This window comes from Bradyrhizobium sp. SZCCHNRI3052 (genome assembly GCF_032484895.1).
Classification (GTDB): domain Bacteria; phylum Pseudomonadota; class Alphaproteobacteria; order Rhizobiales; family Xanthobacteraceae; genus Bradyrhizobium.
The window spans coordinates 278,579-295,045 of record NZ_JAUETW010000003.1 but is presented as its reverse complement, the minus strand read 5'-3'; the positions used below and the strand labels follow the sequence as shown (position 1 = coordinate 295,045).

16 protein-coding genes are annotated in these 16,467 nt (G+C 65.2%); 9 read left to right on the top strand and 7 right to left on the bottom strand.

The annotated features are described in order from the left end of the window. Positions 1 to 9 precede the first annotated feature (9 nt). The 6 genes from QW887_RS11785 to QW887_RS11760 all read left to right on the top strand — a co-directional run bounded on the left by QW887_RS11785 (position 10) and on the right by QW887_RS11760 (position 5,703). Positions 10 to 672 (top strand): aldolase, encoded by a 663-nt coding sequence (locus tag QW887_RS11785; RefSeq protein WP_316164363.1) that lies wholly within the window; start codon positions 10 to 12, stop codon positions 670 to 672. Between the two features lie 21 nt (positions 673 to 693). Beyond that, the gene (locus tag QW887_RS11780) at positions 694 to 906 is read left to right on the top strand and encodes a hypothetical protein (RefSeq protein WP_316164362.1); all 213 of its coding nucleotides are present in this window, start codon (positions 694 to 696) and stop codon (positions 904 to 906) included. A 508-nt stretch (positions 907 to 1,414) separates the two neighbouring features. Further along, positions 1,415 to 2,449 (top strand): ABC transporter ATP-binding protein, encoded by a 1,035-nt coding sequence (locus QW887_RS11775; protein ID WP_315826484.1) that lies wholly within the window; start codon positions 1,415 to 1,417, stop codon positions 2,447 to 2,449. A 35-nt stretch (positions 2,450 to 2,484) separates the two neighbouring features. Then, a complete protein-coding gene (locus QW887_RS11770; RefSeq protein WP_315714958.1) occupies positions 2,485 to 3,774 on the top strand; it encodes a PotD/PotF family extracellular solute-binding protein in 1,290 nt (429 codons plus the stop codon). Between the two features lie 89 nt (positions 3,775 to 3,863). Beyond that, a complete protein-coding gene (locus tag QW887_RS11765) occupies positions 3,864 to 4,799 on the top strand; it encodes an ABC transporter permease (protein WP_315714959.1) in 936 nt (311 codons plus the stop codon). A gap of 1 nt (position 4,800) precedes the next feature. Beyond that, positions 4,801 to 5,703, top strand: coding sequence for an ABC transporter permease (locus QW887_RS11760; RefSeq protein WP_315749155.1), 903 nt, complete (start codon positions 4,801 to 4,803; stop codon positions 5,701 to 5,703). A gap of 242 nt (positions 5,704 to 5,945) precedes the next feature. On the opposite strand, the gene QW887_RS11755 is transcribed toward QW887_RS11760, so the two are convergent. From QW887_RS11755 to QW887_RS11730, 6 genes are all read right to left on the bottom strand, one after another. Beyond that, positions 5,946 to 6,650, bottom strand: coding sequence for an ABC transporter ATP-binding protein (locus tag QW887_RS11755; protein ID WP_316164359.1), 705 nt, complete (start codon positions 6,648 to 6,650; stop codon positions 5,946 to 5,948). Beyond that, complete coding sequence (locus tag QW887_RS11750; protein WP_316164358.1) at positions 6,634 to 7,365, bottom strand: ABC transporter ATP-binding protein; 732 nt, start codon at positions 7,363 to 7,365, stop codon at positions 6,634 to 6,636. Before QW887_RS11750 ends, QW887_RS11755 begins: the two co-directional genes overlap by 17 nt. Continuing rightward, entirely contained in the window at positions 7,362 to 8,366 is a 1,005-nt protein-coding gene (locus tag QW887_RS11745) for a branched-chain amino acid ABC transporter permease (protein ID WP_315715790.1), read from the bottom strand. Before QW887_RS11745 ends, QW887_RS11750 begins: the two co-directional genes overlap by 4 nt. Then, complete coding sequence (locus QW887_RS11740) at positions 8,366 to 9,244, bottom strand: branched-chain amino acid ABC transporter permease (protein WP_315715789.1); 879 nt, start codon at positions 9,242 to 9,244, stop codon at positions 8,366 to 8,368. The genes QW887_RS11745 and QW887_RS11740 overlap by 1 nt, the downstream gene beginning before the upstream one ends. 147 nt (positions 9,245 to 9,391) lie before the next feature. Continuing rightward, complete coding sequence (locus QW887_RS11735; protein WP_315715787.1) at positions 9,392 to 10,636, bottom strand: ABC transporter substrate-binding protein; 1,245 nt, start codon at positions 10,634 to 10,636, stop codon at positions 9,392 to 9,394. Between the two features lie 81 nt (positions 10,637 to 10,717). After that, a complete protein-coding gene (locus QW887_RS11730) occupies positions 10,718 to 11,536 on the bottom strand; it encodes a putative hydro-lyase (RefSeq protein WP_316194551.1) in 819 nt (272 codons plus the stop codon). A 113-nt stretch (positions 11,537 to 11,649) separates the two neighbouring features. Here QW887_RS11730 and QW887_RS11725 point away from each other — a divergent pair, with 113 nt between their 5' ends. The 3 genes from QW887_RS11725 (at position 11,650) to QW887_RS11715 (ending at position 15,026) form a co-directional block, all read left to right on the top strand. Continuing rightward, positions 11,650 to 12,612 (top strand): LysR family transcriptional regulator, encoded by a 963-nt coding sequence (locus QW887_RS11725; protein ID WP_316194550.1) that lies wholly within the window; start codon positions 11,650 to 11,652, stop codon positions 12,610 to 12,612. After that, positions 12,609 to 13,859: a Zn-dependent hydrolase gene (locus tag QW887_RS11720; protein ID WP_316194549.1), complete on the top strand. Its 1,251-nt coding sequence runs from the start codon at positions 12,609 to 12,611 to the stop codon at positions 13,857 to 13,859. Before QW887_RS11725 ends, QW887_RS11720 begins: the two co-directional genes overlap by 4 nt. Positions 13,860 to 14,114: 255 nt before the next feature. Continuing rightward, positions 14,115 to 15,026: an NAD(P)-dependent oxidoreductase gene (locus QW887_RS11715; protein ID WP_316194548.1), complete on the top strand. Its 912-nt coding sequence runs from the start codon at positions 14,115 to 14,117 to the stop codon at positions 15,024 to 15,026. Between the two features lie 303 nt (positions 15,027 to 15,329). Here QW887_RS11715 and QW887_RS11710 read toward each other — a convergent pair whose 3' ends face one another. Continuing rightward, positions 15,330 to 16,403: a tartrate dehydrogenase gene (locus tag QW887_RS11710; protein WP_316185162.1), complete on the bottom strand. Its 1,074-nt coding sequence runs from the start codon at positions 16,401 to 16,403 to the stop codon at positions 15,330 to 15,332. Positions 16,404 to 16,467 lie beyond the last annotated feature (64 nt).

Genomic DNA, 16,467 nt, shown 5'->3' with positions numbered 1-16,467 from the left:
GAAAGACCCGTGGCGGAAACTGCGATTCGCGAGGCCATCTGCCGGTTCGGCCGCTCGCTGTTCGAGCGCGGACTGACGCCGGGGTCGTCCGGCAACATCAGCGTGCGGCTCGATGATGGCGGCTGGCTGGTGACGCCGACCAATGCCTCGCTCGGGTTCCTCGATCCGGCCCGTTTGTCGCGGCTCGATGCCGAGGGGCGACTGGTCTCGGGCGATGCGCCGACCAAGGAGGTGCCGCTGCACACGGCGCTGTACCAGACGCGCGACGCCGCGCGCGCCGTCGTGCATCTGCACTCGACCCATTCGGTCGCGATCTCGATGCTGCCGGAGATCGATCCGCGCGCCGCGCTGCCGCCGCTGACACCTTATTACTTGATGCGCTGCGGCCAGACCGCGCTGGTGCCCTATCATCGTCCGGGCGATCCCGCGGTAGCCGATGCCATCAAGGGTCTCGCCGGCAAATACGCCTCGGTGCTGCTCGCAAATCACGGGCCCGTCGTGTCCGGTGACACGCTGGAAGCCGCCGTGTTCGCGATGGAGGAGCTCGAGGAGACCGCAAAGCTCTATCTGCTGCTGCGCGGGCTCAACCCGCGTCATCTGTCGCCGCAGCAGGTCGACGATCTGGTCAAAGTCTTCGGCCTCACCCTGCCCGATCACAACGATCATCACTGATCCGCCGGCGGATGGATGGGCATGCAATATTTCGCAACAACGCCGGCCGAGATCGATGCCGCTGCCCGGGTGCTCTACGAGGAGGCCCGCTTCTATCGCTGGTTTCCGATCGCAGCCGACTCCTATGACGCGTTCGCCGCCTCTGATCCGATCGCGGTCAGCGAGCTGCGCGGCATTGCCGAGCGCATGCTGGTGGCCGCCGCGCAGGCGAGATCGCGGGCACGGCGGATCTAGCGTCCCGCCAGCCTGGCCTGCATGCGAGGTAGCCTGCGCCGCCTTGTCGCTCATCAAGCTGCCTTGCCTCGGGAGGACAACGATGCCTAATATTCAGGCAAAGTGCGACTTCGGTAGCAATCAGGGACGGATCGGTCGAGCAAGGACAACACCGGCAGCTCATCGCTGCCGCGGCGCGAGGATGCGCCCCGCTCTTCCACCATCGATTGCAGCCTATCGCTGAGCACGCCCGGAGCACGAAAGGACAGGGCAAAATGCCTCCACATCGGCGTGGGCGCGGCTGTTTGGCCGGATCGGCGGCCCATCTGAGCGGACTGACGCCGGGACCGGGGAATGCCCTTTCGAGCGTTGCATACGCATCTCATCCAGCGCGCAATCTTCACGCGCTGCTCCGCGCCCACGGCGACCCTTGGCATATCCGTTGCAGACATCAGACGGGCCGGATCGCGGGCGCCCGACGGAGCGAGCTGCGATCATGACCGACACGGGACAGGACGACGGAGGGCGGATGGCGGCGGGCGCGAGCTTGGAACTGGTGAAGGTGACGAAGATGTACGGTCACGTCACCGCCGTCGACGCAATCGACCTGCGGATTCCCGCCGGCTCCTATTGCTGTCTGCTCGGCCCGTCCGGCTGCGGCAAGACCTCCACCCTGCGCATGATCGCCGGCCACGAATCCGCGACGTCGGGCGACATCATCGTCGGCGCCAGGAACGTGACCGAGCTGCCGCCCGCAGGACGCGGCACCGCGATGATGTTCCAGTCCTATGCGCTATTTCCGCATCTGTCGGTGATCGACAACGTCGCGTTTGCATTGAAGATGAAAGGCGTGTCCAAGCCCGAGCGCCACGCCAAGGCACGCGAGCTGCTCGAGCTGGTGGACATGCAGAGCTATGCTGGCCGCCTGCCGGCGCAGCTTTCCGGCGGCCAGCAGCAGCGCGTGGCGCTGGCCCGTGCGCTGATCACCTCGCCGCAGATCCTGCTGCTCGACGAGCCGCTGTCGGCGCTCGACCCGTTCCTGCGCCTGCGCATGCGCGCCGAGCTGAAGCGACTGCAGCGCGAGCTCGGGCTCACCTTCGTTCACGTCACCCATGGCCAGGACGAGGCCATGGCGCTGTCCGACCTCGTGGTGCTGATGAATGGCGGCCGCATCGAGCAGCAGGGCAGCCCGCGCGACATCTTCAATCATCCGCGCACCGAATTCGCCGCCCGCTTCATCGGCGGCCACAACGTGATCCCGCTGAACGGCGAGACCTTCGCCGTGCGCGTCGACCGCATCCAGCTCAAGGCGCCGAATGCGGCGATCGACGGCCCGGTGGTGCCCGGCACCATCAGCAAGATCGAATATCAGGGCACCTATGTGCTGGTCGCGGTCGCGACCGACGGTGGCCCCGAGATCTCGGCGCAGCTCAGCGACGATCAGTTCGATGCACAGACCCACAGCATCGGCGAGCGCGTCGTCGTCACCTGGAACATGGCCTTCGCTGACGCACTGACGCCCCGCCCTGCCGCAGCCGCTCCGGCTGCGGAGCTGGTCACCTGATTTTCGTTTGCTCGTTCTTTCCCAAGGAGATGATCATGACTGATCGATCGAAGACGACATCCATCAGCCGCCGCTCGCTGCTCAAGGGCGCGGCGGGCGTTGCCGGTCTCGCCGGCTCCGGCACGCTGCTCAGCGCGCCCTACGTCCACGCCGCCGACGCCAAGGTGCTGCGCTATCTCGGCACCGCCGTGAACGAGGGCGACGAGATCTCCAAGAAGTGCCTCGCCGACACCGGCATCAAGATCGAATACATCACGGCGACGACCGACGACGTCACCAAGCGCGTCATCACCCAGCCGAACTCCTTCGACGTGCTCGACACCGAATATTTCTCGCTCAAGAAGCTGGTGCCGTCGGGCAACATCTTCCCGCTCGACGCGCGCAAGATCAAGGAATTCGACAACATCACGCCCGTCTTCACCAAGGGCGAGCTGCCGAACGGCAAGAAGATCGGCGGCCAGGGCACCGCGCCCTGGAAGGTGCTCTATCTCGACGGCGCAAACTCCAAGACCTTCTCGGCAACCCCGACCGAATGGGTCACGCTGATCCCGACCGTCTACAACGCCGACACGCTCGGCATCCGCCCCGACCTGATCAAGCGCCCGATCAACTCCTGGGCCGAGCTGCTCAACCCCGAATTCAAGGGCAAGGCCTCGATCCTCAACATTCCCTCGATTGGCATCATGGATGCCGCCCTCGTCGTCGAGGCGACCGGCCAATACAAATATGCCGACAAGGGCAACATGACCAAGGCCGAGATCGACCTGACGATGAAGGTGCTGACCGAGGCCAAGAAGGCCGGCCAGTTCCGCGCGTTCTGGAAGGACTTCAACGAGTCCGTCAACCTGATGGCCTCGGGTGAGACCGTGATCCAGTCGATGTGGTCGCCGGCCGTCACCAAGGTGCGCTCGATGGGCATCCCCTGCGTGTTCCAGCCGCTCAAGGAAGGCTATCGCTCCTGGGCCTCGGGCTTCTGCGTCTCCAAGGCGGTGGGCGGCAGCCCGAAGCTCGACTGGGCCTATGAGTTCGTCAACTGGTACCTGTCCGGCTGGGCCGGCGCCTATCTCAACCGCCAGGGCTACTACTCGGCCGTGCTCTCCACCGCCAAGGCCAACATGACCGAGGACGAGTGGGGCTACTGGATGGAAGGCAAGCCGGCGAAGAACGACATCAAGGCCCCCGACGGCACCCTGATGGAAAAGGCCGGCGCCGTGCGCGACGGCGGCTCCTACGAGGACCGCATGGGCAACGTCGTCTGCTGGAACGCCGTCATGGACGAGAACGACTACATGGTCCGCAAGTGGAACGAGTTCATCGCCGCCTGATGTGACCGCCATTGCTGCCGCGCCCGCGACGTCGTGGGCGCGGCAGACCCTCTCAGCCGTTCATCCGCGACTTGACGACAGGTATCTCCGTGGCCGTGACGATCGACAGTTCGCCCGACACCGTAGCGCCCGCGGAGAGCACCTTCCGCAAGCTGACCCAGCGCTCGATCGCGTGGCTGCAGGCCGGCCCGATGATGCTGGTATTCGCGCTCTTCTTCCTCCTGCCGCTGGTGCTCGTCGTCGTCGTCAGCGCCTGGGACTACAACGAATATGAGATGATCCCGGCGTTCAGCTTCCGCGGCTATACCGACACCTTCGAAGGCTGCGTCGCGAACCTGCCCGAGCTGTGCACGATCCTGAAGACCTATCTGAAGACGCTGAAGCTGTGCCTGCTGACCTGGGGCCTGACGCTGATGATCGGCTTCTGGGTCGCCTATTTCCTCGCCTTCCACGTTCGCAGCAAGACCTGGCAGATCGTGCTGTCGCTGTTGTGCACGATCCCGTTCTGGACCTCCAACGTGATCCGGATGATCGCCTGGATCCCGCTGCTGGGACGCAACGGCCTCGTCAATCAAGGCCTGCAAGGTGTGGGCATCGTCAACAAACCGATCGAATGGCTGCTGTTCTCCGAATTTTCGGTGGTGCTGGCGCTGGTGCACCTGTTCACGTTCTTCATGGTGGTGCCGATCTTCAATTCGATGATCCGCATCGACAAGCGCCTGATCGAGGCCGCCTATGATGCCGGCGCATCGGGCTGGCAGACACTGGTCAACATCGTCATTCCGCTGTCGAAGCCCGGCATCGTGATCGGCTCGATCTTCGTCATCACCATCGTGATGGGCGACTTCGTCACCGTCGGCGTGATGGGCGGCCAGCAGATCGCCTCCGCCGGCAAGATCATCGAGTCCCGGCTGTCGGCACTGCAATTCCCGGCCGCCGCGGCCAATGCCGTGATCCTGCTCGGCATCACCATCATCATCATCTCCGCGCTGACGCGGATCGTCGACGTGCGCAAGGAGCTCTGAGATGGGAGACAAGCGCCCCCGCTCCTTCTACATCCTTGCGGCCTTCTTCGCAGCCTATGTGCTGTTCCTGTACGGGCCGATGATCGCGATCTACATCTTGTCGTTCCAAGGACCGGATGGCGGCCTGACGTTTCCGATGAACGGCGTGTCGCTGACCTGGTTCGGCAAGGTGTTTTCCGGCGGCGGCATCGTCGACATCGGCGCCGCGTTCAAGCGCTCGCTGGCGCTCGGCCTCGTGGTGATGGTAATCACGGTGGTGCTGTCGGTCGCGGCCGGCATGGCGTTCCGCAAGCCGTTCCGTGGCGCCTCGATCCTGTTCTACACAGCGATCGCCAGCCTGATCATGCCCTCGATCATCACCTCGCTCGGCATCGCGCTGGAGTTCCGGCTGATCGACGACTTCATCAACAAGCACGGCGCCGATGTCGGGCTCGGCTGGCTCGCAGACGGCTACACCACCGCGATGGGCCTGTTCACCTCGGGCCTCGGCGCGCATCTGACCTGGACCTTGCCGTTCGGACTCCTGATCATGTTCGCGATCTTCAACCGCTTCGACGGCCGGCTGGAGGAAGCCGCACGCGACCTCGGCGCCACGCCCTGGCAGACCTTCCGCCACGTCGTGCTGCCGATCATCCTGCCATCCGTGGTCGGCATCGGCCTGTTCGGCTTCACCCTGTCCTGGGACGAACTCGCCCGCTCCAGCCAGGCGATCGGCTCGGTGAATACGCTTCCGCTGGAATTGCAGGGCCTGACGACGACCGTCACCAAGCCCGACATCTACGCGCTGGGCACGCTGACATCGGCGGTGTCCTTCGTCGTGATCTTCGCCGCGCTGTCGGTGATCCTGATGCTGCAGGCGCGGCAGCGCCGCCAGGGGTCCGACGCCGGCAAGGGGATGGTGTAGCCGCGGCGGCTGACCGAACAGTCGCCGCTGTTGCTCGACATCTTAGCCAAAGAGAACTTTGCCTTGGCCCCTGGATTGCTTCGCTGCGCTCGCAATGACGGTTGTGGCGGACACCGCGCCTTCCACGAACGCTGTCATCGCGAGCGCAGCGACGCGATCCAGGGGCCTCGGACGGGACTCTAGATGGCTTCGCTACGCGCCGCGAACACAACGACGCAGAGCAGGCAATTGAACATATCGCCTCACAGCCCCAAATACGCCTTCCGCACATCCTTGTTGCCGCTGATCTCCGCTGCCGTGCCCTGCATCAGCACGCGGCCGGTCTGGAGGATGTAGGCGCGGTCGGCGATCTCCAGGCATTCGGCCATGCGTTGCTCGACGATCAGCACGGTCATGCCGGCGTCGCGGATGCGCTTGACGGCCTGGAAGATCTCGTCGACCAGCTTCGGCATGATGCCCTGCGACGGCTCGTCGAGCATCAGAAGCCGCGGCCGGGTCATCAGAGCGCGGCCGATCGCCAGCATCTGCTGCTCGCCGCCGGACAAGGTCTCGGCGCGCTGCTCGAGCCGCTCGGACAGCCGCGGAAACAGTGTGAATACGAAGTCGAGCGGCTCCTCGCGGTTGGCCTCGCCGCGATAGAGATAGCTGCCGAGCCGCAGATTGTCGCGCACCGAGAGCCGCGGGAACAGCCGGCGGTTCTCCGGCACATAGGCGATGCCCCTGGCCGTGATCAGGTGCTGCGCCATGCCGTCGATGCGGCTGCCGTCGAAGGTGATGCTGCCGGCACGCGGCCGCTCGGCCCCGGCGATCGACTTCAACAAGGTCGACTTGCCCGCGCCATTGGCGCCGGCGACGCAGACGATCTCGCCCTTCTCGACATCGATCGAGATATTCGAGATCGCAACCAGGCCCTGATAGGCGGTGGTGATGTCACGCACCGACAGCATGGCGGTCTCCGAGATAGGCGGAAATGACTTTGGGATCGCGGACGACGTCCGTGGGCTTGCCTTCGATCAGCACCTTGCCGAGATCGAGCACGATGGCGCGATCGACCAGCGGCATCACGATCTCCATGACATGCTCGACCATCAGCACCGTGATGCCGGTGTCGCGCACGCGGCGCACGAGCTCGACGCCCTTCTGTGACTCGACCGGCGTCAGGCCGGTCAGGACCTCGTCGAGCAGCAGCAGCTTCGGCTCAGTGGCGAGCGCACGCGCCACTTCCAGGCGCCGCTTCTCCGAAGGCACGAGATCGCTGGCGAGCACATCGGCGCGGGCGCCGAGGCCACAGAACTCCAAGACCTCATGCGCCTTCCGCCGCGCCTCGCGCATGTTGGTGGTGCGGACGAGCGCGCCGACGATGACGTTCTCGATCACCGTCATGCTTTCGAAGCTTTTCACCACCTGGAAGGTGCGGCCGATGCCGCGCTGGCAGCGTTCGGCGGCCGGCAGCGCGGTGACGTCCTCGCCGTCGAAGATGATGGCGCCTTCGGTCGGCTTGAACGCACCGGCGATCAGGTTGAACAAGGTCGACTTGCCGGCGCCGTTCGGACCGATCAGGCCAACGATCTCGCCATGCCCCACCTTGATGGAGACGTCGGAGTTGGCGGTCAGGCCCGAGAAGCGCTGGGTGATTTTACGGGTTTCCAGCAGCGCGGTCATGACGCCACCGCCTCTCTCGCGGGCTGAACGGCCGGCTTCGGCTTGCGGGAGAACAGGCTGACCAGACCTTGCGGCCGCGCCAGCGAGATCGCAACGATCAGGCCGCCATACACGATCAGGTCGACGCCGCGGCCGGAGCCGCCGATGAAGGAGCGGGTCAACTCGGTCAGCGGGATCAGGATGACCGCGCCCAGCATCGGTCCCCACAGCGTGCCGATGCCGCCGAGCACGGCCGGGAGCGCCATCAAGAGCGAGAACTGGAATCCCATCACGCTTTCAGGATCGATGTAGGACACGAACTGCGCATAGAAGCTGCCGCCGATCGCGACCAGGAAGGCCGAGACGGCCGCCGCGCCCATCTTGGAGTTGAACACGTCGACGCCGAGGCTCTCGGCGGCGACCGGGTTGTCCTTCACCGCGCGCCACCAATAGCCCCACTTCGAATCCTCCAGCCACCAGGTCACGAACCAGGCGACGCAGGCGAGCACGAGTGCAAAGTAGAAGTACGGCAGCTTGGAGCGGGTGAACTGGAAGGTCAGCCACGAGTCACGCCGCACCGGAATGTCGATGCCGAGTGCCGCCCCCGCCCAATCCCAGTTCTGGAACAAGAGCAGCGTGATCTCGGCGATGACGATGGTCGCGATGACGAAGTAATGGCCGCCGAGCCGGAAGCAGGGATAGCCGAGCGCCATGGCGATCAGCGCCGAGATCAGACCGCCGGCGAGCATGCCGAACCACGGCAGCACGCCGAACTTGGTGAACAGAATTGCGGTGGTGTAGGCCCCGAGCCCGAAATACAGCGCGTGCCCGAGCGAGATCTGGCCGCAATAGCCGGACAGGATGTTCCAGCTCTGCGACAGCGCCGCGTACATCAGGGTGAGCACCATGATGTTCTGGACGTAGACGTCCTTGACGAAGAACGGCACGACGGCGGCGATGGCCGCAAGGAAGGCGGCGAGGACGAGGTCGCGCCGACGGCGTTGGATGAATGCCTTGTCCATCAGATCGATCCGAACAGGCCGCGCGGGCGGATGAAGACGACGAGGAGATAGACCCCGTAGATTCCGACAGTCTTCAGCGACGGCGGCAGGATCAGCGTGGTGATGGCCTCGACGAGGCCCACCACGATGCCGCCGGCAAAGGCGCCGAATACGCTGCCGAAGCCGCCGAGCGCCACCGTCACATAGGCGATGGTCGCGAACGACGCGCCGACGTCGGGAAAGACATAGAAGAAGATCGCCATGACCGCACCGGCAAGGCCGACCAGCGCCGCACCAAGGCCCCAGCCGAGTGCGAACACCTTGTTCTTGTCGATGCCGACCAGCGCCACCGCGCCGGCATCCTCACGCGTCGCCTCCAGCGCGCGGCCGAAATCGGTGCGGTGGATGAAGAAGTACAGGCCGGCGAAGGCGGCGATCGCAATGAGGGCACCGACCAGCTGCGGCTGCGGCAGATAGATGCCGGCGATCGAGATCGTCTTGCCGCCCAGCCAGGAGTGCGGAATGCTGCGATAGTCAGGGGTGAAGAAGTACTGCGCGACACCGCGCATCAGCACGGCGAGACCGAAGGTGGAGAAGATCTGCACCATGCCGGTATTGGCCTTCGCCCTGACCGCAAATCTGACAATCAGAAGATAGACCACCGCGCCGAACACGAAGAGAGCAGCGGCGACGATCGGCGCCGACAGCAGCGGATCGAGCGCGAAATAGGCGAACAGGAAGAAGGTCGCGTACATCGCGATCATCAGGAACTCGCCGTGGGCGAAGTTCACGACGTCCATCAGGCCGAAGATGAGCGCCAGGCCGACGGCGATCAGCCCGTAGAGCAGGCCCATCAAGAGGCCGCTGGCGAGACTTTGGATGATTGTTTCTGCTGTCACTTCACTTGCTCCCCGTCATTGCGAGCGAAGCGAAGCAATCCAGACCTTCTTTGCGGCCCCTGGATTGCTTCGTCGCTGCGCTCCCCGCAATGACGGAGCACGACAGATGCTCCGCCATGGTCTCCCCGCCCCTCGGGCCGAAGACGCTTACTTCATCGGCCAGGTGGCTTGGGCCACCGCGGCCTGGGTCGGGAAGATGGTGACGAACTTGCCGCCGACATATTGCAGCAGCACCGGATCGGCGTCGTTGTTCTGGCCGTTCTCGTCGAACTTCACCCGCTTCCACGGCATGATGGTCTGCTCGCCCGGCATGTCGGTCGCGGCCAGCGCGTCGCGGATCTTCTCGCCGTCGGTGGACTTGGCGCGGTTGATGGCGTCGGCCATCACGATCAGGCCCATGAACTGGCGCGACGAGTAGTCGTTGAAGTCCTTGCCCGACTTGGCCTTGAACATGTCGTTGATCTTGCCGACCATCGGCCGCTTGGCGGCGAGGTCGAGCGAGAACGAGCCGCGCGAGATCACGCCTTCGAGCTTGTCGCCGACCGCGTCATAAAGCGCCTTCTCGGAGAAGCCGGCGTCCTGCGCCACGATCGCATTCGGCTTGTAGCCGAGCTCGGCCATGGTCTTGACCAGCAGGATGCCGTCGGTGGTGTAGCTCGACGGCATCAGCACGTCGGCATTGGCGGCCTTGAGCTGCTGCACCTCGGCCGACAGCGACGGCGAGTTGGCGCGGTACTTGATGTCGGCGACGATCTTGTAGCCGCGCTCGTTGGCGAGCTTGAGCTGAGCATTGCTCGAATCGGTGCCGAAGATGGTGTCCTCGTGGAACAGGGCCAGCGTGTCGATCTTGGTGCCCTTCTTCTTCATCGCGTCGAAGAAGTCGAACATCGCCTGCGAGAACATCTCGTCATGCGGCGCGGCGCGGAAATAATACTTCAGGCCGCGGCGATGCAGGCTCGGCGAGGAATTGTCGGCCGACAGATACGGGATCTGGTAACGCTCGCAGATCTGGCTCGCCGTCACCGCGACGGCGCTCTGATAGGAGCCGATGACGGCTGCGACCTTCTCCTGGGTGATCAGGCGCTCGGCCTCCGCGCGGCCCTTCTGCGGGTCGGCCTGGTGGTCGGCGAACACCAGCTTGATCTTGGCGCCGCCGAGGCCCGGCAGACCCTCGGTACGGGCCAGCGGCAGGTCGTAGTCGAACTTGCCGTTGATGATCTCGGCCGCCGTCTCGAACGCCCGCTGCGCGTCGACGCCGATCTGGGCGCTGGCGCCGGAGAACGGATAGATGACGCCGATCTTCACTTCCGACGTCTGGGCGCGGGCGGCGATCGGACCGAGCGCAGCGGCGGCGGTGGCTCCAAGCAGGACGTTTCGGCGCGTGATGGTCATGGCAAGATCCTCTGATGAAAGCGCATCGATGAAGCGGTTGAGGTCGGCGGTAAAGGCTCAATGAGCAGCATGGCTGCCTGATTAGAGGACGGCGAGATCCTTGTTCCTGAGATCGGTGATCAGCATCAGCCCCGGTGCGTGGGTGATGGCGAAGGGCAGCCTGGCCGCAGCGATGACCGCCTGCGGCGTCACCCCGCAGGCCCAGAAGACGGGAATCTCGTCGGCGCCAACCGGCACCGGGTCACCGTAGTCCGGCTTGCTGATGTCGGCGATGCCGATCTGCTCGGGATGGCCGAGATGCACCGGCGCGCCGTGCACGGCGGGAAAGCGCGTCGTGATCTGCACCGCGCGGATCGCCTGCGCCGGCTTGAACGGGCGCATCGACACCACCATCGGCCCCGCAAACGGCCCCGACGGCGTGCAGGCGATGTTGGTGCGATACATCGGCACACGGCAGCCCTGCTCGATGTGGCGGATCGGCAGGCCGTCGGCCATCAGCGCCTCCTCGAAGGAAAACGAGCAGCCGAGCACGAAGGTGACGAGGTCGTCGCGCCAATGCGACAGCAGATCGGTCGGCTCCTCGACCATCTCGCCATCGCGCCAGACGCGATAGCGCGGCACGTCGGTGCGAATGTCGAGATCGGCGCCGAGCGCCGGAATGAAAGGATTGCCCGGATCGGACATGCCGATGATCGGGCACGGCTTCGGGTTGAGCTGGCAGAAGCGGTGAAAGGCGCCGGCATGCTGCTCGGGGATAACAGCCAGATTGCCCTGGACGAAGCCGTTGGCGACGCCCGCCGTGCTCCAGCCCCTGCCCGCGCGATAATCCAGGCGGGCCCGATGGCTCGGGAGAAGATCCGTCTCGCCGGCTGATTGCTGCACTGCCGCAGAAACAGTCATTTGTGCCACTTGCCTAATATCTCGACAAACTCACTGAACATCAGCCATGCTATAAAGTCTAATCTTCGTTTTTAATCAGGATCGATAAGACAAATTGATCCAAGCGGGGCGCGATGCTGGATTTCCGTTCCATCGAGACCTTCCTCTGGGTCGTGAAGCTTGGCAGCTTCCGCGGCGCGGCGCAGCGCCTCAATACGACCCAGCCCGCCATCTCCCAGCGCATCGCCCAGCTCGAGCGCGAGCTCGGCGTCAAGCTGCTCAACCGCGATCATCGCGTGGCGTCCCCGACCGCAAGCGGCCGGCAGATGCTGGTCTATGCCGAGAAGCTGATCGGCCTGCGCGCGGAGATGCTGGCCGAGGTCGGCGACCGCTCGGCGATGCGCGGCGTGCTCCGGCTCGGCGTCGCCGAGACCATCGTGCACGACTGGCTGCCGCGGCTGATCAAGAGCGTCAATGAGAGCTATCCGAATCTGTCGCTGGAGATCGAGGTCGACGTCACGCCCCATCTGCACGCGCGGCTGCTGGCGCAGGAGATCGAGCTCGCCTTCGCGCTGGGCGCGCCCTCCGAGTCCGGCATCCGCAGCCGCGTGCTGTGCGACTATCCGATCAGCTTCCTCGCCAGCCCTGCCCTCGGCTTCGGCACGGGCGTGGTCACCGCCGAGCAGATGGCGCGGTTTCCGATCATCACCTTTCCGCGCAACACCCAGCCCTATGACAATGTGCGTTCGCTGTTCAACCGCCCGCATCTGCCGCCGATGCGGCTGCACGCCAGCGCCTCGCTGGCGACCGTGATCCACATGGCGGTCGAGGGGCTCGGCGTCGCCGTCATTCCTGCCGCGATCGTCGCCAACGAGATCGAGAGCGGCCGCCTGCAGGAGTTGAAGACGGACCTGCGGATTCCACCGCTGACCTTCACCGCGAGCTGGCTGTCGTCGCCCGAGATGGTCGCGATCGAGCGCGTCGCCGAGCTCGCAGTCCGGACGGCGCAGACGGCCAGCCATCCCTCTGCATCGGTTGACGGGCTCGTCGCGGCGCGCGATGGACAGGATGCCGGAGTACAGGGAATTCAAGCATGAGCCGCGCCGTCACCAATCTGCAGATCGATTCCGCCCGCCTCTGGGACAGCATTCACGAGACCGCCAGGTTCGGCGCCACGCCGAAGGGCGGCGTGCGGCGGCTGACCCTGAGCCAGGAGGACAAGCAGGTTCGCGACTGGTTCCGGAAAGCCTGCGAGGATGCCGGGCTCGAAGTGCGCGTCGACACGCTCGGCTCGATGTTCGCACTTCGCAAGGGCCGCGACATGGCGAAGCCGCCGGTCGGGCTCGGCTCGCATCTCGACACCCAGCCCACGGGCGGCAAGTTCGACGGCATTCTGGGCACGCTCGGCGCGCTGGAGGTGATCCGCACCCTCAACGATGCCGGCATCGAGACCGACGCGCCGCTGTGCATCGTCAACTGGACCAATGAGGAAGGCTCGCGCTTCGCGCCGGCCATGATGGCCTCGGCCGCCTATGTCGGCGACTTCACGGTCGAGGACATTTTGTCGCGGACAGATGCCGCAGGCATGACCGTGGGCGCGGCGCTGGACGAGATCGGCTATCGCGGCGCGACCGCGGTCGGCACGCAGAAATTCTCCGGTTTCGTCGAGCTGCACATCGAGCAGGGTCCGATCCTGGAGGCCGAGAACAAGACCATCGGCGTGGTCGACCACGGCCAGGGCGTGTTCTGGTACGACGGCAAGGTCACGGGCTTCGAGAGCCATGCCGGCTCGACACCGATGCCGCTGCGCCGCGACGCGCTGCTGGCGCTGTCGGAGTTTGCACTGACCCTGGAGCAGATCGCGCTCAAGCTCGGGCCGAACGCGGTCGCGACCATCGGCGAGGCCGTCATCGCCAATCCCTCGCGCAACGTGATCCCCGGCGAGATCGCCTTCACCATCGACTGCCGCAGCGCCAATGCCGACACGCTGGAGGCGCTCGATGCCAGCCTGCGTGCGGCGGCGAACGAGATTTCCAAGAAGCGCAAAGTCGAGATCGCGATCGACCAGGTCTGGCGCAAGCCGCCGACGCATTTCGATCCGAAGCTGGTCGACGCCGTCGAGCGCGCCGCCGGCACGCTCGGCTATGCGCACCGCCGCATCACCTCCGGCGCCGGCCACGACGCCTGCAATCTCAACACGATCATGCCGGCCGCCATGGTGTTCGTGCCCTGCAAGGACGGCATCAGCCACAACGAGCTCGAGGACGCGACGCAATCCGACTGCGCCGCCGGCGCGAATGTCCTGCTGCACACCGTCCTGTCGCTGGCGGGCGTGGCGTCGTGATTGGCTGCTTCAATCGGCTCCGCCGAACTATTAGTCGTCAATCATAGACCTCAATCGCGCGGGCACACTGAGCTCCCCTCCCCCCCGCCGCAATCGCACAGCGATTGTCGGCAGCGGGGAGGGGTCGGGGGTGGGGGTCCGCACGGGCAGTCTCGCCCGGAGCCACCCCCCTCCCCAGCCCTCCCCCACAAGGGGGGAGGGAGCGCATCTGTGCCTGCGCAGCCACTTCGCATCCTTCGTAAAGGAGACCCTCACATGCGCGGAGTTTTCATCGACGCCAACGAGTCGCTTGCCGAGATCTTCGAGCGGCAGCGCAAATCGGGCGATCCCGAGATGCGCGTGCATCTCGATCCGGACATCAAACCGGAGGACTGGCCGGCGATCCTCGACGGCGCCGAGATCGGCGTGGTCGATCACACCGCCTTGCCCACCGAGGTCGCAAAGCGGTGCAAGGGGCTCAAGCACGTCGTCTTTCTCGGCACCGGCGCGCGCAGCTACATGAACCCCGAGGAGCTTAGCCAGCTCGGCATCACCGTGCATTTGATCAAGGGCTATGGCGACACGGCGGTTGCCGAAGCCGCCATTGCGCTGATGTGGGCCTCGGCGCGCGGCATCGCGCAGATGGACCGCGAGATGCGCGCCGGCAACTGGCTGCGCGACGACGGCATGCAGCTGACCGGCAAGACGCTCGGCCTGATCGGCTTCGGCGGCATCGCCGCCGAGGTCGCGCGCATCGCGTCGGGCAGCGGCATGAAGGTGATCGCCTGGAACCGCTCGCCGAAGAGCCATCCGGGCGTCGACTTCGTCAACCTCGACACGCTGCTGCAGCAGAGCCATGTCGTCTCGCTGCACCTCCTGCTCAACGACGAGACCCGCGGCTTCCTGTCGCGCGAGCGCATCGCGCAGATGCGCAAGGGCGTGATCTTCGTGAACACCGCCCGCGCCGCCATCATCGACGAGGCCGCGATGATCGACGCCCTGCGTTCCGGCCACATCCGCCACGCCGGCCTCGACGTCTTCAACACCGAGCCGCTGCCCGCCGGTCACGTGCTGACCACGATCCCGAACGTGACGCTGTCCGCGCACTCGGCCTTCCGCACCCCGGAGGCGAGCGAAAACCTGATCCACGCCGCGTGGGAGCACTGCCGGCGGGTGGCGGCAGAGTAAACGCTCTCTCCTCCGTCATTGCGAGCGAAGCGAAGCAATCCAGAGTCCGCGGCGCCCCTGGATTGCTTCGTCGCTGCGCTCCTCGCAATGACGTTGTTGGTCGAGCTGTCGCCTAAACTACCACTGTCGTTCCGGCGAATGCCGGGATCATACCGCGTGATTGATCGAGAGCGGACGGTGGCAATCGCGTAGGGCGGATTAGCGCAGCGTAATCCGCCGTCGTCCAGCAACGATTAGTAAGGCGGGTTACGCTCCGCTAACCCGCCCTACGAACCGTAGCTATGCAAACAACAAACAGCGTTCCTAGTCCACCATCTCCGCGACCGCCTTGCCGCACGCCTCGGTATCGGCATTGCCGCCGAGATCGCGCGTGCGCAAGGTGCGCTCAGCGAGCGTACGCTCGATCGCGCCGACGATCGACTGCGCCGCGGTCTTCTCGCCGAGGTGCTCCAGCATCATCGCGCCCGACCAGATCATGCCGATCGGGTTGGCGATCCCCTGCCCCGCGATATCGGGCGCGGAGCCGTGCACCGGCTCGAACACCGACGGGAAATGGCGCTCCGGGTTGATGTTGCCCGACGGCGCGATGCCGATGGTGCCGGTGCAGGCCGGGCCGAGATCGGACAGGATGTCGCCGAACAGGTTGGAGCCGACGACGACGTCGAACCAGTCCGGGTGCAGCACGAAGTTCGCGGTGAGGATGTCGATGTGGTACTTGTCCCACTTCACGCCCGGATAGTTCTTCGCCATCGCCTCGACGCGCTCGTCCCAATACGGCATCGTGATCGAGATGCCGTTGGACTTGGTCGCCGAGGTCAGATGCTTCTTCGGCCTGGACTGTGCCAGCTCGAAGGCGAACTTCAGGATGCGGTCGACGCCGGTGCGGGTCATCACCGTCTGCTGCGTCACGAACTCGCGGTCGGTGTCCGGAAACATGCGGCCGCCGACCGAGGAATACTCGCCCTCGGTGTTCTCGCGCACCACCCAGAAATCGATATCGCCGGGCTTGCGGCCCGCCAGCGGCGACGGCACGCCGGGCATCAGCCGCACGGGCCTGAGATTCACGTACTGATCGAACTCGCGGCGGAACTTGATCAGCGAGCCCCACAGCGAGACGTGGTCCGCGATCTTGGCCGGCCAGCCGACGGCGCCGAAATAGATCGCGTCATGGCCGCCAATCTGCGCCTTCCAATCGTCCGGCATCATCTGGCCGTGCTTCTCGTAGTAGTCGTAGCTCGAGAAGTCGAAATGGTCGAACTGCACAGCGACGCCGTGCTTCTTGGCGGCGGCCTCGATCACGCGAATGCCCTCGGGCATGACCTCCTTGCCGATGCCGTCGCCGGGAATGACTGCGATGCGATAGGGCTTCTTGCTCATCGAGCGGATCCTTGAGTGTTGGCGCCGGTTGTCCAGGCTGATTTGTCGATCGCCTGAATGGACC

Coding starts and splice junctions, on each gene's coding strand:
- QW887_RS11780 (WP_316164362.1), top strand. CDS start 694: ATGCAATATTTCGCAACAACGCCGGCCGAGATCGATGCCGCTGCCCGG.
- QW887_RS11775 (WP_315826484.1), top strand. CDS start 1,415: ATGGCGGCGGGCGCGAGCTTGGAACTGGTGAAGGTGACGAAGATGTAC.
- QW887_RS11770 (WP_315714958.1), top strand. CDS start 2,485: ATGACTGATCGATCGAAGACGACATCCATCAGCCGCCGCTCGCTGCTC.
- QW887_RS11760 (WP_315749155.1), top strand. CDS start 4,801: ATGGGAGACAAGCGCCCCCGCTCCTTCTACATCCTTGCGGCCTTCTTC.
- QW887_RS11755 (WP_316164359.1), bottom strand. CDS start 6,650: ATGCTGTCGGTGCGTGACATCACCACCGCCTATCAGGGCCTGGTTGCG.
- QW887_RS11750 (WP_316164358.1), bottom strand. CDS start 7,365: ATGACCGCGCTGCTGGAAACCCGTAAAATCACCCAGCGCTTCTCGGGC.
- QW887_RS11745 (WP_315715790.1), bottom strand. CDS start 8,366: ATGGACAAGGCATTCATCCAACGCCGTCGGCGCGACCTCGTCCTCGCC.
- QW887_RS11735 (WP_315715787.1), bottom strand. CDS start 10,636: ATGACCATCACGCGCCGAAACGTCCTGCTTGGAGCCACCGCCGCCGCT.
- QW887_RS11730 (WP_316194551.1), bottom strand. CDS start 11,536: ATGACTGTTTCTGCGGCAGTGCAGCAATCAGCCGGCGAGACGGATCTT.
- QW887_RS11725 (WP_316194550.1), top strand. CDS start 11,650: ATGCTGGATTTCCGTTCCATCGAGACCTTCCTCTGGGTCGTGAAGCTT.
- QW887_RS11720 (WP_316194549.1), top strand. CDS start 12,609: ATGAGCCGCGCCGTCACCAATCTGCAGATCGATTCCGCCCGCCTCTGG.
- QW887_RS11715 (WP_316194548.1), top strand. CDS start 14,115: ATGCGCGGAGTTTTCATCGACGCCAACGAGTCGCTTGCCGAGATCTTC.
- QW887_RS11710 (WP_316185162.1), bottom strand. CDS start 16,403: ATGAGCAAGAAGCCCTATCGCATCGCAGTCATTCCCGGCGACGGCATC.